We start from the raw sequence: 27,000 nt of genomic DNA on the forward strand, positions 1-27,000 counted from the left end.
CGCTTCGTTTCCTGATGATCTACATCAATCCAGACGAGAGAATTCTATTTGAATAAACCATCAACGCATTGAGCAATCAAAACTGCGACACAATGCTCCCTGGAGCGCCGCCCAGCACAACTTTCCGGCCGTGAGTTAGAACGAAGGTTTTGTCCCAGCCGCTCAATAACACATGCGCCTTTCGTAACTGCCCTTCAAGCGTCTGAGGAACCTCTCTGAATGGCTTACGCGAAAACAACACGAAGGTTTTAAAATACCGATGCCCATAGGGAGTTCCATCTGCAATCTCGACTTTGGCGCCAGCGGAAAGCTCGTAAGGAATGTCGTCAAAAAAGCGTTCGTAGCGATCCCCGTTTTCATCAAGCTCCATCCACAACTCAATCCAACGACAGATCTCCCCTGGCCGCTGAATCCTGATCCGCGGATAGCGCCCCAACGCGCGGCGGTCAACATACTCATACCCGGCAACTTCACAGAACCGGTTCACACAAGGCATCACCCGCTTCAGATGCTCATTCAGCTCTTCAAACTGACGCTCGTTCATTTGTTTCCCTGGTAAAGTGTTGCCGTTTTCCTTTAAAGCATAAGAGGCCCATGCCTCCGCGTGGGAGGCGACGAGCGGGCGCGCATAGCTAGGCTAGTCGAGGCGGCGTTTCAATCCACGCCTCCGCATGGGAGGCGACGCGTCATGACGGTTGAAACGCAACAAACTGAGCGGTTTCAATCCACGCCTCCGCATGGGAGGCGACGATCCGCGGGGCGGACGCCATCATCACCAACTGGTTTCAATCCACGCCTCCGCATGGGAGGCGACTTGACGCGGCATTTTTGTACCCTTTTCTACATTGTTTCAATCCACGCCTCCGCATGGGAGGCGACAAATTATGAGCTATTATGTGTGCGCGATCATATGTTTCAATCCACGCCTCCGCATGGGAGGCGACTATCTTTGTTGCCATCCATCTCGCGGATAATACTGGTTTCAATCCACGCCTCCGCATGGGAGGCGACGCCGCTACCCTGGTTAGATGGGCGTTTGATGTTGTTTCAATCCACGCCTCCGCATGGGAGGCGACTATGAGATTCCGCTACCGATTTTTTCCTGCTTAACGTTTCAATCCACGCCTCCGCATGGGAGGCGACAGGGGCTGGAATGGTACGCGTGCCGTGCGGTTCAGTTTCAATCCACGCCTCCGCATGGGAGGCGACTTTTGGCTATTTGACTTCCCCGCTGCGAAATAAAGTTTCAATCCACGCCTCCGCATGGGAGGCGACCCGCCAAAAGACTCAGTGTAGATATGATGTTGAGGTTTCAATCCACGCCTCCGCATGGGAGGCGACTAAGCCGATGCCTGCGGCCTGCGGATGACCGACGTTTCAATCCACGCCTCCGCATGGGAGGCGACCTCGGCGAAGCCGCCTGCATTCTTCAGCATGGTTGTTTCAATCCACGCCTCCGCATGGGAGGCGACGCCTACCAATGACATGTAGCCGCCGGTCGCCCATGTTTCAATCCACGCCTCCGCATGGGAGGCGACTTTTCATACAATAGCGCGCTCATGGGTTGGCGGGTGTTTCAATCCACGCCTCCGCATGGGAGGCGACCCTTGACACTGCGTATTACGTACGTATCGACTCGGTTTCAATCCACGCCTCCGCATGGGAGGCGACGTTTGAGCGCGTAGAAATAGTCCACGTATTGCTTGTTTCAATCCACGCCTCCGCATGGGAGGCGACCAGGATTAAAGCGCGTCGGCATATAGGGGATATGTTTCAATCCACGCCTCCGCATGGGAGGCGACTGCCTAACTATAATCCAATGATTCCAAAGGTGTTAATGGCGTGTTTGCGCTAACCTGGGGAGTTTTGTGTTGTTAAAGAGCGGCTTTTTTCTGTCTGCGATGAAAAGCTTTTGTCTTTCAGTGTCTTGCATGATCGCTAACCTCCCAGGGATTTTATGGGAGCCTGGGGTTAGCGCTGAGTGGTTTAAGTATAGGAAAGAAATGAATCGGCGATTGGGATGGATAGCTTAGTTCAAGCGAGTCTGCAGAGGTAGCCATCCCCCGCTCGCACGGGGGATTTTTACTGTGGATCACAAGCAGTTTATTGGATCAAATACCCACGTTTTCCGGGTACAGGCTGCCCAGGCTTTTTTCCCATTCTTTCTTCTCATCCACTTTGCTGGGTTCTTGGGCGACGGCGGCTTTTTCGATCAGGCAGCCGTCGATGACCAGTGCGTCCAGGGCGCATTCCATGAAGAAGTCGAGGGCTTCTTTGGGGGTTTCTACGATGGGCATGCCTTTCTTGTTGAACGAGGTGTTGAGCAGGACAGAGACGCCGGTCAGTTCGCCAAACTTGTTTAGCAGTCGATAGTAGTTGGGCGACACGGACTCTGTCACCGTCTGCACTCTGGCGGAGCCGTCCGCGTGGACGACGGCGGGGATTTCTTTTCTCCACTCTTCCCGGGTCGGCGCCACCAGAATCATGTAGGGGCTGGGATAGTCGCAGTCGAAATAAACGCGGGCTTTTTCCAGCGGTACGGAAGGCGCGAACGGCCGGAAGTCTTCGCGAAACTTCACATTGCGATTGATGTGTTCGCGTACATCCGGGTTACGAGGGTCCGCCAGGATGCTGCGATGTCCCAGAGCACGGGGGCCAAATTCGGAGCCTTTTTCAAACCAGGCGACCACTTTACCCTCGGCCAGCAATTCCGCAGTACGATTGATCGCTTCGTCTTCCGGCAGGCGTCGGTAACTGATTTTTCCGGCGTACGTCTGCATAGCGGGATACAGTTCTTCCGCTTCATAGGACTTACCGAAATAAGGCGAGGCATCGTGCTTGACCCGCTCCTGTCCCAACACTTCCAACCAACCGTAATAGGCGCAGCCAATGGCCAGGCCGTTATCCGCCGCCGCCGGTTGAAAGTAGAAGTCTTCGAAGCCGGTCTGCTTCAACAGCTTGGCGTTAGCCACCGCATTCAACGCCACGCCGCCGGCGTATCCCAGGTTCTTGTGGGGCTGATGTTGGAAACGGTGATTCACCAGATACAGCAACGCGCGCTCAATTTCCCGCTGCATCCAATAGGCGATATCCGCGTAATAGTCGAAGTTCTCCGCCAGATCTTCATAGCGCACCCGCGGCCGGTCAAAGTGCTTCATCCAGTCATAGTTGACGAACACGCGTCCGTCGCGACATTCGAACGCCTGAAAATCATACACGCCTGGACGTCCATAAGGCGCCAGCCCCATCAGTTTGCCGGGGTCCTCCATGCCCTGAAACACATACTGACTCACACCCGAATACAACCCGCCGATGGAGTGTTTGGTGGTCGGCGGGCACATAGAGTATCCCTTGAGAAAATAGCCGAAAGGAGAAAAGTCTTTGTAAACCGGACGCAACTTCCCTTTCTCGTAGAGGTAATAACTGTCTTTTTCGAAGAACAGATGATTAAAGTCTGCGCCGGGTTGAGCTTCCGGCACATGGGCTCCTTCTAGATCCAGACAGTCATCCCAACTGCTGCCGCAGCCGTCGATCACCAGCACCGCCATGTCGTCAAACGGACTGGTTCCCACCACACTGTAGGCGTGCGCCAGGTGGTGAGAAATGGTGACGGTTTTGACATGATCAGGAATGATCCGTGGTTGGCCATGAAAGATCTTGTTGCCGCGATCAAAGTTACTGAAATTGGCGTTCTGCACCACCACCGCCACATCATCAAAGCCAATGCCCTCCGCATCCAGACAATATTGCATCGCCTCGCTGTCGCAAAAACCGTCATGCTTGATGCGGGTGATCCGCTCTTTCTCGATGGCCACGCACACTTCGCCATCTTTCAACAGGCACGCTGAACCGTCATGGGACAATCCGGTTCCCAGCACATAAATGGGTTTAGACATAAGCATTCCTTTATTCGGTTTTTGTCAGTCGTTTGGGTGCGAACAGCAAGTCATAAAGCAGCTTGCCGGTAGGAGGCGTACTGAATAATCGCTGGTTGTAGGCGCGACCTAAAACGCCGTGCCAGAGGAAGTCGCGCAGGATGCGAAACCATAAATGCCGCCCCGCCAGATTGACGCCGCGCGCCTGCTCGGCGATGGTGAGCGGCGAACCATACCAGCACGACAACGAAATCGATGGCCCGGCGGACGAAAAGTGATGCCACCAGCCGCGCGGGAAAAACAAAATGTCCCCGGGTTGCAGGCGGGCAGTCAGAGTCTGCGCCCTGGCGAAGCGGGGATAACGCATCAGGTCGGGACGCTCCGGGTCCACCCGACTCTTGGAAATGCAGTCGCCAAAGGGATATAGATTACGCGCTTCCTGCGGGGCCAGCAGAATCGCTTTTTTCTCCCCGTAAACCTGCACGAACAGGTTGTCCATATTGTCGTAATGCAGACCCGAGCGGGTCTTGGAGCCGATCCACAGACTGGTGAAGTTCAACCCCGGCGGGATGAACTGCTGATAGCGATAATCCTCCTCCAGACCGGTGAAAGAATGTACGTCGGTCTGGTCGACATAGCAGGCGTCGCCCGCTTCCAGGATGTCGATGAACTCGCTCAGATACATCTCTCTGCGGTGATGCTTTTCGGTGCTGAAATAGGGAGCGCCATAAGCGGGCAACTGTAGGGACGGACGTACTCGTTGCGAGGCGAAACGGCGTCGGAAGTAGTCCGGCGTCCATTTCTCCAGCGCCGGCCACTTTAGCGCCCCTCCCGTTAGAATCACCGGTTTCGATGATTCCTGACATAATGCGGCGAACCTTTCGCTGTCCTCCGCATCCAGACGTTCAATCTCGGACTGTAAGCCGCAACTCTTTTCCTTGTTCATGACAGGCATCTCCTTGGGAAGAGATTTTATTGGGGACGTGGCGGAAGATACGACGGAGCGACGACGGAACCTCAGGCGATCATCCTGATAACCCCGTCGCGTTCTAACCCCTAAACCACATCAGCCGGTCTGCGCAAACCGTCGATAACGCCATTGACGGTCATCAGACCCAGTTGGGACAGGTATAGCGCCAATCCCAGTTTATTGCTGGTCAGACGGGAGAACGGCTTGACCCGCCAGAAGCGATTGACCGAGCAGGTATAGAAATCCTTGCCGATGCTGGACAGTTCATGCCACCAATACACGGGGATGAACAGCACCTCGCCTTTGCGCAGCACCAGCTCGATTTTGTGTTTCATGGCTTCCCGCAGCTTCGGGTAGGCGTCGTAATCCGGCTTCGCCACATAGACTTTGCTGAACCAGGGCGCCGCGGGACTGCCATACAGCGAAAAGGGATACAGGTTTTCACTTTGCTCCGGTGGAAACAGCACCACTTTCTTGGCGCCGTGCAGCATCAGCACCGTGCCCTCCCCGCAATCCCAATGCAATGGTTCGGTGTGGCCGCTGGGTCCCAGCCAGAGGAACATGTCCGTGGCTTTCTGCATATCGCAACGTTCGGAAATATTGCCCAGCGCGCCTCGCAATACATTGGCCAGGGGCGTGTCGCCGATGGCGACCTGTCCCATGTAATGATTGTTCTTGCGCGCGTAGTCGCTGGTCAGTTGCAACGCATAATCAGAGAGTTTCATCTCCTGATAATCGCAGTACTTGCTCCATTCCGATTTAGGCTTGTTGAAGTGTCCGGGACCGTAGCAACGCACGGGAAATTTACGATCGCCGACTTCGCGACACATAAACTCCAGGGACCAGTTTTTGGCGTCGCTCAGGGCGCCGGTGATGATAAGGGGGCGGCTTTTGCGCCGGTATTCCGAGTGAAACAGTTGGGGGGTGATTTGAGAGATATCCAGACGATCAACGGGACACGCCTCGACGTCAGCAAGTTTTTCCATGTCGCTTATCAACTTTTATCTTGTTGTTATATGAGGTTACCTCCGCACGTTTTTGGCGCCCTGACGTGCAGCTGCGACAGCCCTTTTTAAACTCCCTGACAGGCTGCTTCCTGCTCTGGACGGGCTCCCTGAAGAAGAAAATTTCTCCTTGTAAATCAATCCTTTCTATAACTTTTGGACCAGACGGGACGCCCCCTGCGCGAGCAAGGTAGCGATAAGTATAGTTAAGCAGGAAAAAATCGGTAGCGGAATCTCATAAAATATTTTTCCGCGCGCGCAAGTGCAGGAAATATTAGAAATATCGGCGCAAAGCTCCTAGAATGATTCCGCACACTATGGAAGGGTGATCGAAAAACAGGAAAATGCTGTATTTACAGGGCTTTGTCCGCTCTCTATCTATTCTTCCCCCAGCACCCGCCTGACAGAAATACAAAAAGAATCCCTTATCACCCGGACATGGGCGGTCGCTGCGTTATATGGAATTTCTGAACTTTATTAAACGGGAACACGCGGACTTCAATTATTATGCGCTGGCGATGGTGGTGGTCAGCGGTATGCTCAACGGCGTCATCGCCGTCATTGTTATTCACGCCGCGCAACACGCCGCCCCGCATGAACTGAACTTCCGCTATCTGTTGATGTTCGCCGTCGCCCTCGCGGCATTCTGGCTCAGCAAACGCTATACCCTCAATTACAACACCACCCAGGTTGAGCATGTGCTTGAACGTATTCGCACGCGCATCGCCGATAAAATTCGTAAAACGGATCTGCGCGCATTCGAAAAAGTGGGTCGCGGCCGTATGTATTCGGTGTTGAATACGGAAACGCTGACGCTGTCGCAATATACGCCTTTCATCATCAACGCCATTGGCTCTTTTGTGATGGTGATATTCGCGTTGATGTTCATTGCTTATGTGTCCACCACCGCCCTGCTCCTTACTGTGCTGACTACCTCGCTCTGTCTGTTTTATTTCTTCGCCCGTCAGCGCGTATTAAATCGTAAGCTGCATATGGCGTCGGAAAAGCAGAATGAATATTTCGACGCTCTCGGCGAGCTGTTGGACGGCTTCAAGGAATTGAAGATCAACCCGTCCAAAAGCAACTGTTTCTACCAGGAGCGCCTGCTGCCGCTCTCCAATAGCATGGAGACGCTGAAGATAGAAACCGGTCTGGCGTACAACAACCTCAACGTATTCACCCAAAGCTTCACCTTTATTCTGATGGCGTCCATCATCTTCCTGATTCCGATGATCAGCGCCTCTTCCACAGAGAGCATTCCCAAACTGGCCGCCATCATGTTGTTCGTCATCGGCCCCTTGAGCGAAATCGTCGGCGTGGCGCCGCTGATCGCCAAAAGCAACGTGGCCATCGTCAATATTCAACGTCTGGAAACAGAGCTGGACGGTTTACGCAGCATCGAGTCGGATCAACTGGAGCACTTTTCCGATGAGGAGTCGATCGCACAAAACCAGGAAGCGCCGTTCCAGGAAATCCGCTGCGATCACCTCAAGTTCAGCTACCACGAAAACGGACAGCCGGGGCCGGGACAGGCCAAAGGTTTTACCGTCGGACCTATTGATCTCACGATCAAACGCGGCGAAATCATCTTCATGATCGGCGGCAACGGCAGCGGCAAGTCCACCTTTCTCAAACTGCTGACAGCGCTATACAAGCCCGATACGGGCAGTATTATGCTGGACGGAACCCCTCTGCACGCCAACAACATGCTGCAATACCGCAGCCTGTATTCCGTCATTTTTTCTGACTTCCATTTGTTCAAGCAGCTGTATGGCGTGGATGTCAAAGACCGCAGCAAAGTGACGCGTCTGCTGGAGCTGATGAAACTGTCGGAGCGCTGCCAGATCAAGGGCAACGAAATCAGCGACATCAAGCTGTCCACCGGCCAGAAAAAGCGTATGGCGCTGATCGTGTCTTTGCTGGAGGACAAACAAATCTACGTGTTCGATGAATGGGCGGCGGATCAGGACCCGGATTTCCGCCGCTATTTCTATGAGACCATTCTTCCTGAAATGAAGGCGCAGGGTAAAACCATTATCGCGGCCACCCACGACGATCATTATTTCGATATCGCCGACCGGGTGATCAAACTCGACGCAGGCAAAATAATCACAAATCCTAGTCTGCATATTTAACTCTCCAGCGTCAGGAGAGAGCGGACGTTTGGTTCAAGAAGGGACTTTTGGGTATGAATGCGACGGCATCCATGAGCAGTAAGGGAAATAAACGCTGGAGAGAGAGATTTATGGCGCGCTGGCGGCCATTCTGGCGACGCGCCAAAGTCCCCCTCATCGTGTTGTTTTTTATTATCCTGTTTCTTGTCGCCTATTTATTTCACCGCATCTTCATCAATATTTATCCCGGTGAAGCCGGCGTGCTCTGGAAACGCTTCGACGACGGCGTGGAGCAACGGGTCTACGGCGGCGGCCTGCACATCGTTAACCCTTTCAACATCATGTACAAATACGAAGTGCGGGTGCAGCAGCGGGAAACCATCTTCACCGTGCTCAGCAAGAACGGCCTGCTAATTCGGGTGCGCGCGTCCGTGCGTTTCTCCCCCAACCGCAAGACGCTGTATCTGCTGCATGAATATGTAGGGCCGGAGTACATCGACCGCGTGGTGATACCGGAAACCCAGGCCATTATCCGGCGGGTGCTGGGCGAGTATGAACCGGACGACATTTACGCCACCCAGGGCAACATCATTCAGAACATCGTGCTGATGGCGCTGACCGAACTGCAACAACGGCATATCGTGCTGGACGATCTGCTGATCAAGGAAATTCATCTGCCGGACACCGTCGCCTCCGCCATAGAAACCAAACTGGAAGAAGAGCAGAAGGCGCTGGCGTACACCTATATCCTGGAACGGGAACAGTTGGAGATTCAGCGCAAGCAGTATGAGTCGCAAGGGATTCAGCAATTCCAGAAAAACGTCAACGAAGGTCTGACGCAGGAATATCTGCGCTATCAGGGTATTCGCGCCACCTTGGAACTGGCCAAATCCAACAACGCCAAGCTGGTGGTGATAGGCGGCAGCGGCACCGACGGCCTGCCATTGATTCTAAACACCGCCGGAGAAACCTCCACTGCGGCGGCGACAAACTCACCCGTAGGCATTTCGGATCTATCGTCCGTATTCGCCTCCAGCGTGAAATCGGTAGGGGCTGGCGTCGATCAGTCAGACATCTCAACACCTGTTACAACCTCTGCGCCCAAAACCAGAACCAGCGATCCATCCGCGCCAACCAATGCGATCACACCCTCTACGTCATCCGCCAAACCCAGCGCCAAGAATCTCGGGGAAGGCATAGAACAGCGTCAGGAAGCCGTCGGGGTGATCGTCGATTGACGATCCCCTGCCGCTTCAGAATTTCCAGAGTTGATGCTGACTGCGTTCGGTTTTGTAGTAATTCTGTTTGCGCAGGTGCTCGAAGTAAAAGCGCGTGACGTCGCGCCATACCGTGTCGTAGATTTTTTCATCATCGCCCAAATACTGCCGGATAAACACCGGGCCACTGGAGGTAGGCAGAAAGTAGGCCGGGCCATTGACGATCTCGGTCTTCACGTAAGGCTCCGCCTGCTGATTGACGGTGGCGAAGTATGAATGATTGGTGACGTCCGCCGACATAAAAGGATCAAGCAGACAGTTGATGTATTTCAGCGCCAGTTCCTGCTTGGTGGAGGTCTTGGGAATCGCCAGCGCATCGAAATACACCAGGGCGCCTTCGTCCGGTAGAGAGAAGCGTACGATCTTAGCCGCCAGGTTATTAATACCGCTCACGTCAGGGTCTTCATTGAGCGCTTCCGCAATCTCACCGCTCCACGCCATGGTCAGCAACAAGTCCTGACTGGCCAGCATATCGCCCATGCCCGAGTTCATCATGCGAATGTCGTACTTGGCGATAGCTGTTTTCAGATATTCCCCCGCCTGCTCCACTTCGTCCTGATTCCGGGAGTTGGGCGACTTGCCCATGGCCAGCAAGGCGATGCCCAAACTAATGCGCGCGTCCGGCGAAATCGAAATCAGCCCTTTCAGGGAGGTATTCGACTGCGGTTCGAACAACATTTTCCAGTTAAAAACGATATTGCCAATTTCCCAGTAGTTATAGCCAATGCCCAGGCTGCCGTAGATATAGGGCACCGAGTAATCAAACAGGCTTCTGGCGAAGTCCTGACGACGCAGGTTCATCGCGATATTGCGGTAGTTGGGAATCTTGTCGTAATTGATTTTCTCGATCAGCCCTTTCTCCGCCAGACTCAACACCATGTAGTCGGTGGGCATGATGATATCGAAGGGAATTTCCGGATCGTTGGGGTTCTTGTCGTCGTTGCCGTGGAGATTCAGATGCTTCTTGAACTCCGCATCGGAATCGAACGTGGTGACCTCTATGTTGATATTCAGATCCTGCTGAATTTTCTTGTGCACGGAGTCGGGAATATAGCCCTTCCACAGCAGCACCTTCAGGGTTTCCCTGTATTTCATCTTGGTGCCGCCCAGGGCGAGCGTATCTTTGGCGTCGACGCTGCGTTCGATTTCCTGCCAGTACACGCCGACCAGCAAGGCCATAAGGGCGGTGAAGACGACTAAGAAAAAAAGCGTTCCATGTTTTTTCATATTTCCTGTCCGGGATATCCTTTTTTGTCCGCCATATTGTCGCGGATGACGAGAGAATTATAGCGGATTTTACTCGCTCCCCGCCCCCTCACTTTTGGAACATGTTGCGCATAAAACGCCAGCGTCGATAAGCGCGGCGAAGAAGTCGTCAAATTCGCATCACCGCCCGATTCAAAATGCCGGAAATATACAATATTTCGTCACGATATCTGTGTTAAAAATAGATCCGCGCGCGCTCCTCTTGGACTAGAGCTGGATTGGAGCGCCGCAAAGCACAGAAAGGCGTCTGGATACGCCCCTGCGCGGTCGTTAATAAGCCAATCAATAGGACTAGGCGAACATAAAAAGGAGAAAAAATGACTTATTTAAAACAAGGCATGATGCTGACAAGCGCGCTGTTGTTGAGCGCAGCGATACAGGCTCAGGAATTCGCCACGGTAGAGGGAATTCAAGTGGTCGACGAGCAATACAATGCCGCCGTGATGGCGGGAGAGGAAACCAAGTGCGCGGGCTTATGGACTTTGTCCTGTATCTGGCCCGAGGACTGCCGCTACGTGAAAAGCTCCACGGGGTTTGTCGACAACGGCGGCTGCGACGTGCACTGGAACCTGAACCAGCCCGACCCAGACCGGGGCTGCGGCTACACGAAGACGACGGACGGCTCATTGCATGCGAAATGGTATAAATTTGACGCCAGGGGCTGCCCGGGTCGCGCTTTCGTGTTCGAAACCGGCCAGGAATTTGAAGTACTGGTCCCTTCATCGGAGTAACTTCAGACGTCATCTCAGGATTGACTCCTGAAACGACAGACTCCGCGCATCTGCGCGGAGTCGCCGGAACGCCGCCTTAGTTCTGCTCGGCCTTCTCTAACTGATCCAGATAAAACTCGTGCAGTACTTTATCCGAGCCAGGACGGGTGTAAGGCTCCAGACCGTAGCGGCTGAGAATGTACTTGTACTCGTCTGACTTCACAAAAGTCTGAATCGCAGTGTTGAGCACCTCCCGGTCCTGAGGCGTGGTGGATTTTTTGCTGAGCAGAAAGTGCACAAAATCCTGATTCAACAGATGATCATGGATGGCCACCTTCTCCGCGATGCCCAGCGCTCGCGCCATCACACTCAAGCTGACGCGGTCGCCAGCGATTGCGTCCAGACGGTTCAACACCAGTAAATCCAGTAGTCTTTCATTGTCTTTCATCAGAATCAGACGGTTGTTCTTCGCCAGCGAGGCGTGATCCAGCAGCTCGTACTCCGCCCCATAATAGGCGCCGATTACCGCGCCGAAGATCAGCTGATGATTATTCAGCAACTCATTAAGGGTGGAGGCGGGAAAGTAATTCTGCTGTTCCTTGCGGATGAAGATCACCATGGTTTCATCCCGATAACTGACGGTAAAACGTCCGTACATCTCCCTTTCCGGCGTAATGGAGGCGCCCGCCACCATGTCCACGCGCCCTTTCTCCAGCTCCAGCAGCGCCCGCTTGGAGGGAATGCGCACGAACGTATACTCGCAGCCGGCGAGATCCAATATGGCTTTGACCAGTTCATAGTCCAAACCGGCAAGTTCTCCGTTTTCCTTCACGTACATATAAGGCTTCCAGTTCGCCTGATTAATGACCAGGGATTTAGAGCAAGCGGAATAAGCAGGCGCAACCAAAAACAACAGGCTAAACATTAGCGCCGCAACGAGCTTGGAAACTTTCACAGGGGACATTGTTGAAGCTCCGACATAGCCAAGGAGAGAAGGTGGGCTGAATTGCAGAAGAGGCGATCCTCTCATAACGCCAGTTCTGCTGTTAATTATAAAACACCCGAACAAAATTTGACCGACATTCTTGTTTCGCTTTGTGTGTTTTATCTTTGTTGACAAATTAGCCTTTTTGTTATGTTATAACATTTACAAAATACATTAATCACCTCCCCAGGAGTCATACCATGCGTAAATTGCCTGTGACCGTGCTGTCGGGATTTCTCGGCGCAGGAAAAACCACCCTGCTCAACCATATTCTGCAAAACCGGGACGGCCTCAAAGTCGCGGTCATTGTTAACGACATGAGCGAAATCAACATCGACGCCAACCAAATCAATCGCGAGGTAAACCTGAATCGCGCGGAAGAAAAGCTGGTGGAAATGAGCAATGGCTGTATCTGTTGCACCCTGCGTGAAGATCTACTGCAGGAGGTTTCCCGCCTGGCGCGGGAGGACCGCTTCGATTATCTGGTCATTGAATCCACTGGCGTATCCGAGCCTCTGCCGGTGGCCGAGACGTTCACGTTCCGGGATGAGCATGGCGTAAGCCTGGCGGATATCGCCCGTCTGGATACGTTGGTCACGGTAGTGGATGGCGTTAATTTCATGCGCGACTATGAAAACGCCGCCACGTTGCAGGAGGTCGGAGAGTCGTTGGGCGTGGAGGACGAACGCAATGTCGCCGAACTGCTGGTGGAGCAAATCGAGTTCAGCGACGTGCTGGTGGTGAGCAAGCTCGATCTGATCAGTCAGGCGGAACGGGAAGAGTTGTTCTCCGTACTGCGCAAGCTCAATCCGGATGCGGATATCGTTGCAGCCTTGATGGGACAGGCGCCGCTGTCTAAAGTTTTAAACACCGGAAGATTCGATTTTGAGAAAGCCGCCCGCGCGCCGGGCTGGCTGCAGGAATTGCGCGGCGAACACAAGCCGGAGACCGAGGAGTACGGCATTGGCAGCATCAGTTTCCGGGCGCGTCGCCCTTTCCATCCCGAACGCTTCCAGCAATTTCTGGATAGAGATTGGAATAATGGTCGCCTGCTACGCTCCAAAGGGTATTTCTGGCTCGCCAGTCGTCCTTATGAAGCGGGAGGCTGGTCACAGGCCGGCGGCGTGATGCGTTACAGTTACGCAGGCCTGTTCTGGGCAGGCGCGCCACAGGAATACTGGCCCCAGGATGAAGAATCCCTGCGCCTGATTCGCGGCAACTGGCTGGAGCCTTATGGCGACCGCCGTCAGGAGCTGGTGTTTATCGGACAGGGAATCGATTGGGAGCGGCTGCGAAGCGAACTCAACGCCTGTCTGTTGACGGATGCGGAACTGGCTCAGGGCGAAAAGGTCTGGGTGACCTACCCTGACCCGCTGCCGGCATGGCGTTCGTTTCAAGATGAAAGGGAATCAGCGTAGTTGCAGGATCAGCCTGTTGGCGTCCGCGACTGCGTCTGACCGGCAGGACGCCTTAAAGCCCCACGCGCCCATCCGCGCGGGGCTTTTTTAAGCAATGACGCTAGCAGCGTCTGTCTTTCAAGCGCCGACGGCGATAAAGGCTTTCACCACCGCGTCGATGTCGCTTTCTTTCAGCCCCGCCACATTCAGGCGACCGCCGCCAACCAGGTACACGCCATGCTCCTGGCGCAGCGTCGCGATTTGCTCGTCGCTCAGACTGGTGACGGAGAACATCCCTTTATGGCGTTTGAAGTAGTCAAAACGATCACTGCCGGTCGCAGCCTGGAACGCTGTCGCCAGCTGTTCACGCAGACGCTTGATGCGGGCGTTCATGTCTTGCAGTTCGGTTAACCAGGTTTCCTTCAACTGCGGATTGTTCAAAATCATGGCGACAATCGCCGCGCCGTGGTCCGGCGGCATGGTGTAAGTGGAGCGCGCCATTTCCAGAATACGGCCCCGCGCCTTCATGGTCTCTTCCGTGGTTTTGCCGATAACGATGGCCGCGCCGGTGCGCTCGCGATAGAGGCCAAAGTTTTTCGAGCAGGACGTGGCGATGATCATCTCTTCCACGCTGTCCGCAAGAATGCGCAAACCCGCGGCGTCTTCCATCAAGCCATCGCCGAAGCCTTGATAGGCGATATCGACGAACGGCAAAAACCCTTTCGAGTTGGTCAGTTCAGCAATGCGTTTCCAGGCGTCCAGAGAAATATCCGCGCCGGTGGGGTTGTGGCAGCAACCGTGCAGCAACAATACATCGCTCTCGCCCAATTGCTCGACCTGAGCCAGCATGGCGGCTTCGTCCACCGCTTTGGTTTCGGCGATAAAGTATGGGTACTCTTTCACGGTCAGGCCCGCCGCTTCCATCACCGGGCGGTGATTCACGTAACTGGGCGAGCTGATCCAGACGGTGGCGTCCGGGCGCGCCTGTTTCAGCAGATCCGCCAGCATACGCAACGCGCCGCTGGCGCCAGGCGTCTGCACGCCCGCAGCGCGGCTGTGCAGTTTAGTTCCCTGCAACAACAAATCGACCATCGCCTTGTTGAAGACTTCGTCACCCGCCAGACCGACGTAGCTCTTCGATTGCTGAGTATTCGCCAGCACCAGTTGCGCCTCGCGCACGGCGGCCATGATCGGCGTTTGCCCCTCGCTGTTGCGGTATACGCCGATGCCCAGGTCGATCTTATTGGGTCGGGGGTCTTCCTTGAATGCAACGCTGATAGACAGGATCGGATCCTGCTTGGGGGCGCTTAAACGCTCGAACATGTTTCTTACTCCATCTGATAGAGTGATTGACGTTGGAAATTTAGTGACTTTCGGCGCCGCCGCTTAACCTGCTCAGGCTTTCTCCCGGTTCAGCAGGCCGCTGGCGCAAATGACGCCTGAGGTTACCAAGCCCAGTCCCAACAGGGAAGCAAATTCGACGCTTTCCTGTAACAAAACCGCCGCCAGCAAAGTGGCGCAAACAGGGGTCATAGAGCCAATGGCGGAGGTAATTTCGGCGCCCAGTCGCGAGATCGCAAAGCTATACAGAAAGCCCGCTCCCAGCCCTACTCCAATGCCTTGCACCAGCATCTGCGCCGTTAACTCCATCATAGGCAAGCTGCTCCAGGCCAATTCCGGTTGTCGCCACAACGCCCAGACCAGCAGCAACGCCGCATTCGGCACAGTCACCACCGCCGCGGCCTCCAAGGGCTTCAAACCGCTTTGACGGACGGAAATCGTAAACACCGCCCACATAGCGCTACAGAATAAGAACAGCACATGGCCGCGCCACAGATCGCCGGACGGATTGGACAAAGAGGAATAGAGAAAACAGGAGGCGCCCACCGCCACCGCCAGCAACCCATATCGGCGCCATACTGACAGCGGCTCCTTGAAGATCAGCACTGCCATACCGGTGACGAACAAGGGCGCAGCTCCGGGAATCAATGTGCTGCCGTCCGCCACCGGGGCCCAGCCCATGGCGGCGGCGCTCAGCAGAAAGAACGGCAACCCTGCTCCCAGCATTACGCCCAGCAGGTACAGTTTGGGCGCTGCGAGAATGCGATGTCGGCGTTTAATTAACAAGGGCGTCAGAATAAGACCGGGAATACAGAAGCGAAACAAGGCGAGATCGAAAATCCCCAGGGGCGACAGCGCGCCAAACTTAAGGGAGAGAAAATAGCTGGACCAGATCAACACAGTGAGACAAGCAGCGCCGTAACCCAGCATTTTTTGCTTCGAGTCTGACAGGATGGGAGTGACTCGGGTCAGGGACGCCTCAGAGTGAGCGTTAATGGACGCACTGGCGGACATAGGGATGCCTCGTTAGTTGTTTTTCCCATTATCATGGAAATTAAGAGGCGAAAACGGGCAACTTTCACGATCAAATAGCGCATAATTAGCTCATTAAGCCAAAAATTTATTTATTTGTAGTGATTGGAGCTAATCGCATGCAGAGAGCAAATCTTGACCGGATAGACCGACAGTTATTGGATCTGTTGCAACAGGACGCCCGACTCACTACGGCGCAACTGGCGGATAAAGTCGGCCTTTCCGCCTCGCCTTGCGCCCGACGCGTCAGACACCTGGAGGAAAGCGGACTGATTCAGACCTACCGGGCGCAATTGGACAGAACCAAGCTGGGACTGGGCGTCACCATCTTCGTACATGTCCGTTTAAGCCGGCACACAGAGTCCGTGGTCGCCGACTTCGAAGAAAAGGTGCGCAATATGGACGAGGTCGTGAATTGCCACACCGTATCAGGTCCGTTCGACTACCTGTTGCAAGTGGTCAGCGCGGATCTGCCGGGTTACGAACGCTGGGTGCGCCGGCTGCAAAGCCTGCCCGCCGTCAATAACATCGACAGCAGCTTCGCCATCCGCTCCGTGAAAGAGCATGGCCCGCTCCCCATCTACTGAGCGCGGGTCAACGCCGTCCCGCCAACTTGCATTTGGGAACACTTTGGGAGATGACAATAGCCTTCCCACTCCTATCAAAATACATTAATAAACATCACAACTAATTGTTTTAAAATAAATTAAACAGATAATTACGGCTTATTCCAAACGAAATATCACCTACTCCTTAGTCCATCCTGGGTATTGGAGCAGCCGTCATCTTTTTACACTCTTGTTGTTTCGCTGCAGTGCGCCATGATTTTCATTGATGGCGGAAATCATCCGTACTGTCGCCCAAACCGCCCGGATATAAGAACAGCAGGAAGGAACTACAAATGAACACCTCAAACATTCCCCCTATCCCGACGCCGCCCTGCGCCGTCGTTCGCAAACCGTGGCGCTCATCCGCCTCCGCCCTGGCGGCTACCTTCGCACTGACCGCTCTGGCCAGCGCCGTATCCATCGCCGAAGCCTCCGTCACGGTATCCGCCAACGGTCCCGGCGACACTTATGAACTCTTCTCCGAGCAACTTGGCGTCGATCCTGAAACCCCAGACTGCGGCCATGCCGGCAGACATATTGCGGAAGAATGGAATGCTGAGCTGAACACGCATGTATTCGCCTTTCTGGCTCATGTAGACGAAGACGATGACCGCTGCATCAATAGCGACCGCCAGCGCACGGAGGTGAAAACAGCGTCTTCTTCACCCGACAATCTGAAAGGAACCCTAGGCGAAACACACACTTACAGATGGAAGTTCAAGTTGGACTCAGGCTTCCAACCGTCCTCCAGCTTCACTCACGTCCACCAAATCAAAGGGGACGGCGGCGGCATGCCGTTGATAACCTTGACGCCCCGCGCTGGCAGCCCCAACAAAATGGAGCTCATTCATAACTCGGACAGCGTCAATCTCGGTAAGGTCAACATCGTGGACCTGGAGCCCTTTATGGGGGAATGGGTGGAAGTCGTCGAAACCTCCCGCTTTGACGACCACGGAACCTACAGTATCCGCATCAAGCGTCTGCGCGATGGCCAGGAGTTGATGTCCTGGAGTTCCAATGACATTGATATGTGGCTCAACGACAAGCCTTTCGTCCGCCCCAAGTGGGGCATTTATCGCAGTCTCAACAACAAATCCTCTCTGCGGGACGAAAAGGTGCTGTTTAACGATTTCTGCATCGCCGAGGGCGACGACCAATGTCCTGTAAATGGACCCGGCGACGGCGAACCCGACGTCACCACCATAGAAGCAGAGACCGCCAACCTGCACGGTCAGACCAAAGTCCTGTCGAAATCCTTTATGTCCGGCGGAAAAGGCCTGGGCTACATAGGTAACGGCGATAACTGGGCGGAGTTCAGAGTCAACGCCAAAAGCGCCGATTACTATCCCATGACGCTGCACTTCACCTCAGGCAAAACCCGCACCCTGTACTGGAGCGTCAATGGAACAGGAGAGGATTCCGCCGCGTTGAATTCCGGCGGCTGGAGTCAGGTTAAGGCATACGAGGACAGCCTGTTCCTCGACGCCGGGGACAACGTCATACGCTTCTACAACGCCAGCGCCTGGGCGCCGGATCTGGATAAAATCGAATTCGGCGCGCCCGCCGGAGGCGAACCGCCCAGCGACGGCGGCGCAACGACAGTAACCAATCTCGCCCAGGGCAAACCGGTTTCCTGCACCGATGCAGAGAACGGCAACGGCTGTAGCCGCGCCGTGGACGGCGATGTGGAGACGCGCTGGTCGGCGAAGTATTTTCCACAAGCGCTAACCGTGGATCTGGGCGCAAAGGCCCGAATCAGCGCGGTTGAATTAGTCGCCTACAAAGATCGCGCTTATCACTATGTGGTGGAAGTCAGCGACGCCGCGACGGGCCCCTGGACGCAAATTGTGGATCGCAACGATAACGCTACACCGGGAACCATTGATGCGCCCACTCGCGATGACGTCGACGCAGAGGGGCGCTACGTGCGCATCCGCGTCAACGACGCCAATGTCTATGAGGGCGACTGGACCAGCTTGCTGGAGTTCCGCGTATTGGGCCTCCCTAAGTAGCCTGAAGACAAGACGTCAAACTGATGGGACGGCGTGAGCCGTCTCATCCCCTTACTACTCTGCAAGCGCAGTCTCATGAGCAGATTCACTTCCAGAAACATCCACAGAGTTGGCGACTGCCAACGCCTCCCTCACTATCGCAACGACATCCTCCCGCGACGCCAGCAACTGCTCGCCGCCGCGTCGACGCACCACGACGGAGTCGTCCGCCATTTCCTGCACGCCAGCGATCAAAACCACCGGCGTTTTGTAACGCCTCAGCACTTTCATTTTTTTCCCCAGAGAAACATCGTCCAGGTCCATTTCAACGGGTAGGCCGTGACGCCTCAACAGTGCGACAATCCCCTCGCAATAGGCCGCGGCGTCCCGTCCTACTGACGCCGCCACCACCGGTTGCGGATGCACCCAGGCGGGCAGCGCCGCCTGATAAGACTCCAACAGCACGCCGATCCAACGCTCAATAGAGCCATACACAGCCTGATGCAGAATCACCGGCCGGCGCCGTTCGCCTGCTGCGTCGATATAGTGCAGATCAAAGCGTTCCGGCATGTTGAAGTCCAACTGGATAGTGCCCATCTGCCATTGGCGGCCCTGCCCGTCCTTGAGCGCCAGTTCAATCTTGGGACCGTAAAAAGCGCCCTCGCCCTCCTGCCGAACAAACTCCGCGCCAGCCGCCGCACAGGCTTCCGCCAGCATGAGTTCAGCGCGCTCCCAATCTTCCGGCGCGCCAAAGTAGTCCCGCTGCGGGCGAGTGGATATGAATACCTGAGGGCGTCCGTATCCGTAATCTGCATACACACGCTCCGCTCTGCGCAAAAACGCCTGAATCTCTTCGCTGACCTGATCCCAGCGGCAGAAAACGTGGGCGTCGTCCTGAGTAAACTGACGCAGACGCATCAGTCCATTCAAGGCGCCGGAGCGTTCATTGCGATGCACCGAGCCAAATTCGAACAAACGCAATGGCAGAGACCTGTAACTGCGCACGCCGCGCTTATAGAGCAGAATATGCGTCGGACAGGACATGGGCTTCAGCGCGTATTCCGGCTCATCGCCAAACCCGGCGCCGACAAACATGTCGTCAGCGTATTTTTCCCAATGCCCCGACGTCTCCCACAATTCCCGTTTCAAAAGCTGCGGTGTGGCCACTTCCTGAAAGCCTTCGGCTTCATAGGCGGCGCGAATATGGCTCTTTACCGTCCGGAACATCCGCCAGCCGCGCGGATGCCAGAACGCCATGCCGGGTCCCTGCGGTTCGGAATGAAATAAGTCGAGTTCTTCTGCAATATCGCGATGATTTTTCATGGTTCGCCTCCTACGGCTTCATTGTCAGTACCAATGCAGGACCCTAAACGAAAACAAGAAGGCGAAAAAAAACCCTCCGGCTTTCGCTCGGAGGGCCCTTTTTCTTTAGACGCGCACTACCCTCCAAGCCAGTTGGTGGTGGTGCGGGTGGTCGAAGAATGATTGATGTGTCTCATGAGGGCAAACATAGCATCGAAATCAGTGCAGCAGCAATCCTGATGAGGAATAATTTTTAACGCACGATGGACGCCCTGCGGCGAAAAACTAAACTTTACTATGCAGTCGTTAGAAATGGAGGTCCGATATGTCACGCACATTCGAGCGTCAAGACGCCCCTTTCACTTCCGATCGTTCTACTCCCGATAATTCCGATATTCCCGCTCCCCCCTTATATACGCCGTTTATGCGCCGTCACATTCGCGCTGCGGCGGATCACTTGCGCAATGATTCCGAACAATTGCGGCAATGCTCTCCCGAACAACAGCTGTATCACCGCTATCTCGACGCCGGCGAGCCTCATGGCCCGCCGCTATACGCGGTAAAAGGCGAGCACTGGAACGGGGTCTGCCCAGGCTTTCTGGATTTCATCAACCAGTTCACTTTCCGGCCTGAAGATATGGGGTATGCAGAGTGTGGTTACGGCATTCAGCGTCATCGCGACTTCCTGCACCGCCTGATTCTGGTCGAGCATGATCTGCATTCGTTGCAGCGAGGCTTCGCCGGCCGAATTGACGTCGGCTGTCTGGCGATGACGACGCGCATGGCCATGTACGATCTGGCGAAAGTCGCTTTCCGGCAGTTCAAGACCCGTTGGCCCGAAGCCACCCCGGTGGCGCTGGTTCCCACTCCCAGCTGGGACTATCGGGGGATTTTCAAAGACGTGGGTTTTGATGTGGTCTATCTACCCATCCGGCCACAACACGGCTGGCGGCCCAATCTGTCGGAATGGAAGGACATTATCGGCGACCTGCGCGGACTGCAAAGCCGGCGCATAGCGCTCGTCGTCAGTAATCCGCAGCATAATCCCACCGGCATGCAGTGGCCGACGGAAGTCACGCTGCACCTGTTGCAGGTTTGCGCCGAGGAGTCGGCTTATTTACTTCTGGATGACGCCTACTTCAACGTACACGACCCCAGAACGCCGATAGTGAACCATCTGAAAGCGCTCCTGCAGGCTTTTGATCAAAACGGCGGAGACAATGCGCTGGTTCGCTCCGGCATGTTTGAGCGCTGGGTCTCCACACGTCCTTTCGGCAAGCAATTCAGTTGCAACACCATGGGCGTGGCGGCGATAACGACGTCCCCTCTGCTGTTACGGCAGTTGGCTCGCGAATCCTGGATCAACCGCTATCACTGCAATACCCACAACGCGGAAGTTATGTGCGCCTGGCTGGCCACACCGGACGCCGCCGATTGGACGGTAGAAACCGGGTTGCAGTACGCACGACAGAAAGAACATGTGAAGCAGTTCCTGGTGACGCAATTGGGCTGGCCGCAAGATGAGGTCTGCATCGGTCCCTCCACGTCTTATATGATATTCGCCGTGCCCGAGGTCTACCAAAAAGAGCCCGCCGGCATCGATCGCTTCCGCGACGACCTGTTCTACGCTACCGGCACAATGCTGTGCGCATCGCTATTCAATCAACAGGCCCCGGCCCCGTATGTGCGGCTTCACCTGGGAAGTCATCCCGATATCATTGATGAGATTTTGAGGCGCTGGAACGCAGGTGGATTGCACTACCGACAGAAGAGCCTATTTGCGGGACAGGACGCGCTCCAAACCCCGCTGCCTCCACAGCGCTTTCGAACTCAGGCTGAAAACTGAGCGTTAATCTTCCCGTTGCGGCAGGCCTTTAAGCGCCGCCGCAGGAAGAAATCGCTGCGACGCCGGAATAGCCTGATCCACCGGGATACCGGCGCCGCGGCATTCAAAATCCGGCGCATAGGCGTAATAGTGAGTGGTCAAATGCAGCCGGCTGCCGTCGTTCAGCATGAATTCCTGCTGGGACCAGCATTTGCCATAGGAAGGCGCCCCCGCAATGGGAACGTCCATATGCGTCTTCAGCGCGCCCGCCATGACTTCGCATGCGCTGGCGGTCAATTCGCTTTGCAGAATGACGCCGGGGGCTGGCGGGTGATTATCGGTTTTCTGGCTGTAATACTCATACTTTTCCCCATTGGCGGCAACCAACTCCGCGACTTTCTTGTCTTCGGGCAGCCAATCGGAAAGTATGTCGATGGTTTCGTATAAGTCGCCGCCCTGACAGTAACGCAGGTCCAACGTATACCCTTCCTTTAGCCTGACGCTAAGGCGATTGAGCGTCGCCCGTGAGGAGCGGGCGTCGATACGGAATAAAGTCAGTGTCTGTTGCGTCGCGTCGACGATCATATCCGGCGCATTGAAGGGCTCTAATCGCACCTGTCGGGACCATGTTTCTGACTCGTCTGGCCAGCGGCCTTCAACCAGGACGATTTCGCTATCAGGACTGATTTTACCGGGGTTAAGCCAAATGAAAGGACGTTTGACTCCCGCTTGCTCCAAGCCGCCGTCCGGCAGTGGATAGATCAAACGCTGACGGCCAAGCGCGAATTCCACGCCGCCCAGTCCACGCCGCGCCCGTTCGGGGGGAATCACTAAACCATAGGGGTCCATTAATGGAAGCAGTCGCGCCAAATCCTTGCGCTCCTGCAATAGCAGCGCCTTGGCGGCATCGCTCGCATACCAGTTATCGTTGACGATAGTGTCGAGAGAAGCGGCCGCCGCAGAAGCGCAGGCAGCCGCCAATAACAGGCATGGAAGCGCAGAGCGTCTTCCCGGGATCATTGCAATTGAAGGTCCGCGCGTTCCTGCAACAACTGATATTCATCCAGCAGACTGTCGCGCTGATTTTCCAGCGAGGCCATGTCCGCCGCCGACATGACTTCACTGCCGACTTCGGCGCGCCCAAGCTTAACCTTCAGGTTATTCATGGCGTACTCCAGTTCCGCGACTTTGTCCTGCAGCTCCTGCTTGCTGGATTCCTGTGCGCCCACCTTTTGCTTGAGCGCGGACAGGTTGTTAGACGCCTTGTCCAATTGCTTTCTCAGCTTGTTCAACTCTGCGCGCTGAATCCTGAGCGCCGCCGTACGCTCGGCTTTGGTCATTTCCAACTCGCGGTTGCCGGCTTCGACTTCCGCAGTCTCTGCATTCACCTCGCCCAGCTCACGCTCTTTGCCGACCTTACGCGCTTCATAGTCGCCGCCGTACACCCCATACAGGCCTTCAAAGAAGCCGCCTTTGCGGGGGTTGTTGTCCGTATTCGGCTGATGCGCGCATCCTCCCAGCAGGAAAGATGCGGCGACCAGGCCGGCTGACAGAGTTCGCAGAGTCATACGCGCTTCTCCTTGTCCGGCCTGAGATTAGATCAGGTTCTGCTGGATGGCCGCCAACTGCTCTTCCTGCACGCGCATGGAGCGGATAGCGTCAGTCAGTGCGACGATTTCTTTCTGCAGCGCGTCTTTTTCAGGCGTCGGCGCCGGGTTTTCAGCCAGCATGGCGTCGAACTTGGTCACCAGGTGCTGATGGTAGTCTTCCAACACTTCGATCTGGCCGGCGTTTTCTGCGGAAACCTTTTGCAGACGCTCATTCTGCTTGGCGTACACCAGCTTTTTGTTCTGGTTGGACACTTTGGTCTTTTGGACTTGAGCGATTTCTTTTTCGATGGACTCGATTTCTTTCTGCAGGTTGTTTCTGGTGTCCAGCGCGTATTCACGCTGCGCCGTGGACTTGGCGATCATCACGTCCAGAGTATCTTCCTGGGAGATGGCTTCTTCACGCTGGTCCTGCACGTGGCTACCCAGCAGACCGCCCAATAGACCACCCGCCGCTGCGCCGACCAGTGCGCCGCGTCCGCGTTTGTCCTTATCCACCAGAGCGCCAGTCACTGCGCCTAATGCCGCGCCGGTCACCGCGCCTTCAGTCACGGTTTGGGTGCGCTGGTCGCTGGTGGATTGTGCGGTTTGCTGATCTGCGTTCTGGTCCGCATTCTGCGGCTTGGCGTTTTGCTGCTGACAACCGGTAGTGGCCAGTGCGCCTGCGAGGATAAGGAGGCTTAATTTCTTCATCTTACTAATCCTTATAGCTAGTCGTTTAATTCAAGATTGCGTTTAATTGATCTTTCAGCTCGTCGTCTCCAGCCTCCGCAGCAGAAATGCATTGGCCGAGATGATCCAGCAGCAGGCGGGTAACAGGCTGATCGGATAGATTTGCGGTTGTCACTCCGTTGTCCTTTAAATGACGGGTAAACTTCTCTGCGCTCAGATTCTGATCGCACGCGTTCGCCAAAGCTGTTTTGTATTCCCCTAAACTCTGCGCCGCCTGATTCTGCGCAACATCGAGCTGCGCACGCGTCTTCTGAACATCCTGCTCGTAACGGCTACCAAAACGCTCCCGTAAATCTTCGTTCACTTTAAGGCGTTTTTGCAGAGTGAATGTATTGCTTTCGGCCTTCACCCAACTACTGTAATGCTGGTAAAGGAACAGACTGAGGCTGGGACTGAGGTCCTGCGTCACTGTTCCGTTGGCGGGCGCCGGGCCGCCAAGGCCGGTTATTGTAGCGATTGGAGAAGGAATTAGCACTATTACGGCTAAAATTCCTCCAGCCGAACCTAACCCGGCCACTCTCGCCAGACGTTGTCCGAAGCGTCCGTCCGGCGCTTTGGCGAACACCTGGCGAATGCCGATGCCCGCCACGAAGCCGCCCAACGCCAAGGTAATAAGATACTGCATGGGTCCGGCAAGATTTGTCCCCAAACGCTTAATGGAGGACAACATATCTCCCACCGACGAGAGATCCACGGGGGATCCTTCGACTAACGCCAGCCCGCACACCAGGGCGCTCAAACTCAGCCCGTGCAGCAACAAGTATTTCGGGCGAAAAGGGATGCAGCCCAGCAATACGCTGAACATCAGGCCGAACACCAGCCCTTTTTCCGCATGCAGATAGGAGGCGTGATTGCGTAAGGTGAACAGGATGAAGCCGGTGGACATGGCGGCCCACAGTGAGCCGAAAATAATACGTTCAACCAATGCGCGCTTGTAGCGACGCTTCTCTTCCCGCTCGTCCGCCAGTTGCGCTTCCGCCATCGGCAGCAGATCAAGGATAAATCTGGCTTCGGCGATGCTGGTCGGCTCCGCACGATAGATACGTCCGAACCACTTGACCTGAGCGGCCTCCCGGAAACGTTCGATGGGAACCTGCGCCATCAGTTCGGCGGGAGACTGGTGTTTGAGTATCGCCTCCAATACATGCGCCATAAAGGCCATGCCGGGCATTTTTTCGAACGCGCCGGGTTGGGTGAACGATCCCATTTCGGCGAACTTAAGCGGAATATTCAGCAGCGGATTGGCTTCCACTCTTGGCATTAGCGTTTCAGTTCCGCTTTGCTGACGCAGTCCCTTCAAAGACGTCAGATACGCGATGACTTCCCGTTGCCAATTGTGGGCGTATTGGCGCAGGGTGACGTCTCGTTGCGTCTTGCCCGCCTGCTCCAATAGATTGTGGCGATAGACCCCGGTCAGGGTTTCCAGGTTGCTGCGGGTCAGGTTCTTGGCGCCTTGCCCGAGAAACGCCTGCAGCCCTTCCCGGGTCAGCTCCAGTTCTTTAAATTTGGCCTTGAGATTAGGATTCAGATAACTGATGAACTTGAACAGGCGCAGGTTGGGGTCGCTGCTTTCCTGGGCGAAGTGGCGCACCCGTTGCGCCGCCTCCAGGTTATCCTGCGAGGAAAACCAGTTCTCCAGCTGCTTGGCCAGCACCTTGTCCACCAGTGGATTAACGTCCCACTCCGATTGCAGCGCCTTGCCAACTTCCTCCAACGTCATGCAGTCGTGCAGACCGATACGGAAAGCCCCTTCCGGCACCTTGCCGCGCGCAGACACCCGTCGCGCTTTCACCGGCTCCAGGTCCCGATAGACAGGAATATCGTTGTCGCCGGCCAGCCAGCGGCCTATTTGCTCCGATCCCCAGCGCAGCTCATTGTTGCGGGTCAGCAGGCCTGCGCATAACAAGCGCCAACGCACGTCGGCGACGCCGCTCACATCGATGTCATGGAGGATTTTATGGTCCACCACGGTTTCGTGGTCAATCTGTTCAAAGACGCCCTTGCCGCGCAGACACTCCATGATGATCATGCCTACCGACCACCAGTCCAAAGCAGCGGATTTGAGACCCGTGCTGGCCTCCGGCGCCGCATAGCGCTCAGTGCGGGAGATCGTGGTGCGGTTGCTTTCGGTATTCATCATGGAGGAAATACCAAAGTCCACCAGACAGATATCCAAAGGCGAGGTGGTGCGTAGCAGGATGTTGTCAGGTTTTAAATCCCGGTGCACGATAGAGTGTTCATGCAGACGGGTCAGTGCGTCATGCAATTGCGCCAGCAGCTTGTGCACCATGGTCAGCGACATGGGGCCGCTGAGAGATTTCAGGTAGGTTTTTAAGGTTCCAGCCTGTACAAACTCCATCACTTCGAAGAAGCGATGGGTGCTCATACAAAACTGAGCTTCTATCAGGTTAACAATATGGTGCTTGCCCTGATTCCCCAACAGATAACGCACCACTTCGTCCTTGGGGCGCATATTCGGGTTGTACAGTTTAAGAATGCAGTCTTCGCCGGTATCGTGCCGGGTGACAATGCCGACGGTGGCTTCCGCGCCGATGGTGGTCAGCCATTCCACCAGATCATAATTCTGCAGAATCGCCGGAGGGATCACCCCCCAGGTCGAGGCTTTACCGGTGGCGGTATTGTCTGTGCGTCGAGAGGTGTTTGACGACACCGCCGTCGCGGGCTGCGGCACCACCTTGGTTTCCGGGGCCGCTTCTGGTTGCGGTTCGGTCCGCTCCTGGGGCTCCGTGCGTAATTGCGGCTCGGTGGGCTCATCTCCCTGCGCGGCGTCTTCCTCGGCGGGTCGCGCCTGCGCCAGTTGCGTCGGCTCCATCCCCGGCGCTACTACCGTCGGTTCACAGTCCTGTTGTGGTTGAGTGGGATCCACCACTTCGTCCAAGCTATCCTGTGAAGGGCGAGAATCCTCAGTCACTGCACCACTCCGTCAGACCTCTGAGTCAATCG

General features: G+C 55.4%; 20 protein-coding genes and 1 CRISPR repeat array. Of the genes, 7 read left to right on the forward strand and 13 right to left on the reverse strand.

Going from position 1 to position 27,000, the window contains the following annotated elements:
• Positions 1 to 76: 76 nt before the first annotated feature.
• From O5O45_RS12675 to O5O45_RS12690, 4 genes are all read right to left on the reverse strand, one after another.
• On the reverse strand, positions 77 to 544 hold the full coding sequence (locus tag O5O45_RS12675; protein WP_305905589.1) for a hypothetical protein: 468 nt from the start codon (positions 542 to 544) through the stop codon (positions 77 to 79).
• A 107-nt stretch (positions 545 to 651) separates the two neighbouring features.
• A CRISPR array of direct repeats spans positions 652 to 1,802; the repeat unit is 32 nt; unit sequence GTTTCAATCCACGCCTCCGCATGGGAGGCGAC.
• Between the two features lie 309 nt (positions 1,803 to 2,111).
• Entirely contained in the window at positions 2,112 to 3,896 is a 1,785-nt protein-coding gene (locus O5O45_RS12680) for a carbamoyltransferase family protein (RefSeq protein ID WP_305905590.1), read from the reverse strand.
• A 10-nt stretch (positions 3,897 to 3,906) separates the two neighbouring features.
• Positions 3,907 to 4,821 carry a cupin-like domain-containing protein gene (locus O5O45_RS12685; protein ID WP_305905591.1) on the reverse strand — a complete coding sequence of 305 codons (915 nt, stop codon included), beginning with the start codon at positions 4,819 to 4,821 and terminating at the stop codon, positions 3,907 to 3,909.
• 110 nt (positions 4,822 to 4,931) lie between these two features.
• Positions 4,932 to 5,831, reverse strand: a complete 900-nt coding sequence (locus O5O45_RS12690; RefSeq protein ID WP_011396653.1) for a cupin-like domain-containing protein — start codon at positions 5,829 to 5,831, stop codon at positions 4,932 to 4,934.
• Between the two features lie 476 nt (positions 5,832 to 6,307).
• Here O5O45_RS12690 and O5O45_RS12695 point away from each other — a divergent pair, with 476 nt between their 5' ends.
• On the forward strand, positions 6,308 to 7,984 hold the full coding sequence (locus O5O45_RS12695) for a cyclic peptide export ABC transporter (RefSeq protein ID WP_305905592.1): 1,677 nt from the start codon (positions 6,308 to 6,310) through the stop codon (positions 7,982 to 7,984).
• Between the two features lie 53 nt (positions 7,985 to 8,037).
• Entirely contained in the window at positions 8,038 to 9,201 is a 1,164-nt protein-coding gene (locus O5O45_RS12700) for an SPFH domain-containing protein (RefSeq protein WP_305905593.1), read from the forward strand.
• A 15-nt stretch (positions 9,202 to 9,216) separates the two neighbouring features.
• Here O5O45_RS12700 and O5O45_RS12705 read toward each other — a convergent pair whose 3' ends face one another.
• Positions 9,217 to 10,467, reverse strand: a complete 1,251-nt coding sequence (locus O5O45_RS12705; RefSeq protein WP_305905594.1) for a polyamine ABC transporter substrate-binding protein — start codon at positions 10,465 to 10,467, stop codon at positions 9,217 to 9,219.
• A 356-nt stretch (positions 10,468 to 10,823) separates the two neighbouring features.
• Between O5O45_RS12705 and O5O45_RS12710 the strand changes: the two genes are divergently transcribed.
• On the forward strand, positions 10,824 to 11,237 hold the full coding sequence (locus O5O45_RS12710) for a hypothetical protein (RefSeq protein ID WP_305905595.1): 414 nt from the start codon (positions 10,824 to 10,826) through the stop codon (positions 11,235 to 11,237).
• Positions 11,238 to 11,313: 76 nt separating this feature from the next.
• Here O5O45_RS12710 and O5O45_RS12715 read toward each other — a convergent pair whose 3' ends face one another.
• Entirely contained in the window at positions 11,314 to 12,180 is an 867-nt protein-coding gene (locus tag O5O45_RS12715; RefSeq protein WP_305905596.1) for a substrate-binding periplasmic protein, read from the reverse strand.
• Positions 12,181 to 12,401: 221 nt separating this feature from the next.
• On the opposite strand from O5O45_RS12715, the gene zigA reads away from it, so the two are divergent.
• A complete protein-coding gene (gene zigA / locus O5O45_RS12720; RefSeq protein WP_305905597.1) occupies positions 12,402 to 13,619 on the forward strand; it encodes a zinc metallochaperone GTPase ZigA in 1,218 nt (405 codons plus the stop codon).
• 117 nt (positions 13,620 to 13,736) lie between these two features.
• Here zigA and O5O45_RS12725 read toward each other — a convergent pair whose 3' ends face one another.
• Together O5O45_RS12725 and O5O45_RS12730 are read right to left on the reverse strand one after the other, a co-directional pair.
• A complete protein-coding gene (locus O5O45_RS12725; protein WP_305905598.1) occupies positions 13,737 to 14,921 on the reverse strand; it encodes an amino acid aminotransferase in 1,185 nt (394 codons plus the stop codon).
• A 72-nt stretch (positions 14,922 to 14,993) separates the two neighbouring features.
• Positions 14,994 to 15,953 carry a DMT family transporter gene (locus O5O45_RS12730; RefSeq protein WP_305905599.1) on the reverse strand — a complete coding sequence of 320 codons (960 nt, stop codon included), beginning with the start codon at positions 15,951 to 15,953 and terminating at the stop codon, positions 14,994 to 14,996.
• Between the two features lie 137 nt (positions 15,954 to 16,090).
• Here O5O45_RS12730 and O5O45_RS12735 point away from each other — a divergent pair, with 137 nt between their 5' ends.
• On the forward strand, positions 16,091 to 16,558 hold the full coding sequence (locus tag O5O45_RS12735) for an Lrp/AsnC family transcriptional regulator (protein WP_279502636.1): 468 nt from the start codon (positions 16,091 to 16,093) through the stop codon (positions 16,556 to 16,558).
• A gap of 314 nt (positions 16,559 to 16,872) precedes the next feature.
• Entirely contained in the window at positions 16,873 to 18,591 is a 1,719-nt protein-coding gene (locus tag O5O45_RS12740; RefSeq protein WP_305905600.1) for a discoidin domain-containing protein, read from the forward strand.
• 54 nt (positions 18,592 to 18,645) lie between these two features.
• Here the strand turns inward: O5O45_RS12740 and thrS are convergent, their stop codons facing one another.
• The gene (thrS, locus tag O5O45_RS12745; protein ID WP_305905601.1) at positions 18,646 to 19,893 is read right to left on the reverse strand and encodes a threonine--tRNA ligase; all 1,248 of its coding nucleotides are present in this window, start codon (positions 19,891 to 19,893) and stop codon (positions 18,646 to 18,648) included.
• Between the two features lie 304 nt (positions 19,894 to 20,197).
• Between thrS and O5O45_RS12750 the strand changes: the two genes are divergently transcribed.
• Positions 20,198 to 21,718 (forward strand): aminotransferase class I/II-fold pyridoxal phosphate-dependent enzyme, encoded by a 1,521-nt coding sequence (locus O5O45_RS12750; protein ID WP_305905602.1) that lies wholly within the window; start codon positions 20,198 to 20,200, stop codon positions 21,716 to 21,718.
• Between the two features lie 3 nt (positions 21,719 to 21,721).
• Here O5O45_RS12750 and O5O45_RS12755 read toward each other — a convergent pair whose 3' ends face one another.
• From O5O45_RS12755 to O5O45_RS12770, 4 genes are read right to left on the reverse strand one after another with little or no spacing between them, the layout of a single operon-like run.
• Positions 21,722 to 22,717 (reverse strand): S41 family peptidase, encoded by a 996-nt coding sequence (locus O5O45_RS12755; RefSeq protein ID WP_305905603.1) that lies wholly within the window; start codon positions 22,715 to 22,717, stop codon positions 21,722 to 21,724.
• On the reverse strand, positions 22,714 to 23,265 hold the full coding sequence (locus O5O45_RS12760; RefSeq protein WP_305905604.1) for a hypothetical protein: 552 nt from the start codon (positions 23,263 to 23,265) through the stop codon (positions 22,714 to 22,716). Before O5O45_RS12760 ends, O5O45_RS12755 begins: the two co-directional genes overlap by 4 nt.
• Before the next feature lie 27 nt (positions 23,266 to 23,292).
• Entirely contained in the window at positions 23,293 to 23,997 is a 705-nt protein-coding gene (locus tag O5O45_RS12765) for a glycine zipper domain-containing protein (RefSeq protein WP_305905605.1), read from the reverse strand.
• 25 nt (positions 23,998 to 24,022) lie between these two features.
• Positions 24,023 to 26,968, reverse strand: coding sequence for a protein kinase domain-containing protein (locus O5O45_RS12770; protein WP_305905606.1), 2,946 nt, complete (start codon positions 26,966 to 26,968; stop codon positions 24,023 to 24,025).
• Between the last annotated feature and the right edge of the window lie 32 nt (positions 26,969 to 27,000).

The sequence above is a fragment of the Hahella sp. HNIBRBA332 genome (assembly GCF_030719035.1).
Classification (GTDB): domain Bacteria; phylum Pseudomonadota; class Gammaproteobacteria; order Pseudomonadales; family Oleiphilaceae; genus Hahella.

Bases quoted from the DNA above. Each gene is read 5' to 3' on its own strand.
- O5O45_RS12675 (WP_305905589.1), bottom strand. From the start codon at position 544: ATGAACGAGCGTCAGTTTGAAGAGCTGAATGAGCATCTGAAGCGGGTG.
- O5O45_RS12680 (WP_305905590.1), bottom strand. From the start codon at position 3,896: ATGTCTAAACCCATTTATGTGCTGGGAACCGGATTGTCCCATGACGGT.
- O5O45_RS12685 (WP_305905591.1), bottom strand. From the start codon at position 4,821: ATGAACAAGGAAAAGAGTTGCGGCTTACAGTCCGAGATTGAACGTCTG.
- O5O45_RS12690 (WP_011396653.1), bottom strand. From the start codon at position 5,831: ATGGAAAAACTTGCTGACGTCGAGGCGTGTCCCGTTGATCGTCTGGAT.
- O5O45_RS12695 (WP_305905592.1), top strand. From the start codon at position 6,308: ATGGAATTTCTGAACTTTATTAAACGGGAACACGCGGACTTCAATTAT.
- O5O45_RS12700 (WP_305905593.1), top strand. From the start codon at position 8,038: ATGAATGCGACGGCATCCATGAGCAGTAAGGGAAATAAACGCTGGAGA.
- O5O45_RS12705 (WP_305905594.1), bottom strand. From the start codon at position 10,467: ATGAAAAAACATGGAACGCTTTTTTTCTTAGTCGTCTTCACCGCCCTT.
- O5O45_RS12710 (WP_305905595.1), top strand. From the start codon at position 10,824: ATGACTTATTTAAAACAAGGCATGATGCTGACAAGCGCGCTGTTGTTG.
- O5O45_RS12715 (WP_305905596.1), bottom strand. From the start codon at position 12,180: ATGTCCCCTGTGAAAGTTTCCAAGCTCGTTGCGGCGCTAATGTTTAGC.
- zigA (WP_305905597.1), top strand. From the start codon at position 12,402: ATGCGTAAATTGCCTGTGACCGTGCTGTCGGGATTTCTCGGCGCAGGA.
- O5O45_RS12725 (WP_305905598.1), bottom strand. From the start codon at position 14,921: ATGTTCGAGCGTTTAAGCGCCCCCAAGCAGGATCCGATCCTGTCTATC.
- O5O45_RS12730 (WP_305905599.1), bottom strand. From the start codon at position 15,953: ATGTCCGCCAGTGCGTCCATTAACGCTCACTCTGAGGCGTCCCTGACC.
- O5O45_RS12735 (WP_279502636.1), top strand. From the start codon at position 16,091: ATGCAGAGAGCAAATCTTGACCGGATAGACCGACAGTTATTGGATCTG.
- O5O45_RS12740 (WP_305905600.1), top strand. From the start codon at position 16,873: ATGAACACCTCAAACATTCCCCCTATCCCGACGCCGCCCTGCGCCGTC.
- thrS (WP_305905601.1), bottom strand. From the start codon at position 19,893: ATGAAAAATCATCGCGATATTGCAGAAGAACTCGACTTATTTCATTCC.
- O5O45_RS12750 (WP_305905602.1), top strand. From the start codon at position 20,198: ATGTCACGCACATTCGAGCGTCAAGACGCCCCTTTCACTTCCGATCGT.
- O5O45_RS12755 (WP_305905603.1), bottom strand. From the start codon at position 22,717: ATGATCCCGGGAAGACGCTCTGCGCTTCCATGCCTGTTATTGGCGGCT.
- O5O45_RS12760 (WP_305905604.1), bottom strand. From the start codon at position 23,265: ATGACTCTGCGAACTCTGTCAGCCGGCCTGGTCGCCGCATCTTTCCTG.
- O5O45_RS12765 (WP_305905605.1), bottom strand. From the start codon at position 23,997: ATGAAGAAATTAAGCCTCCTTATCCTCGCAGGCGCACTGGCCACTACC.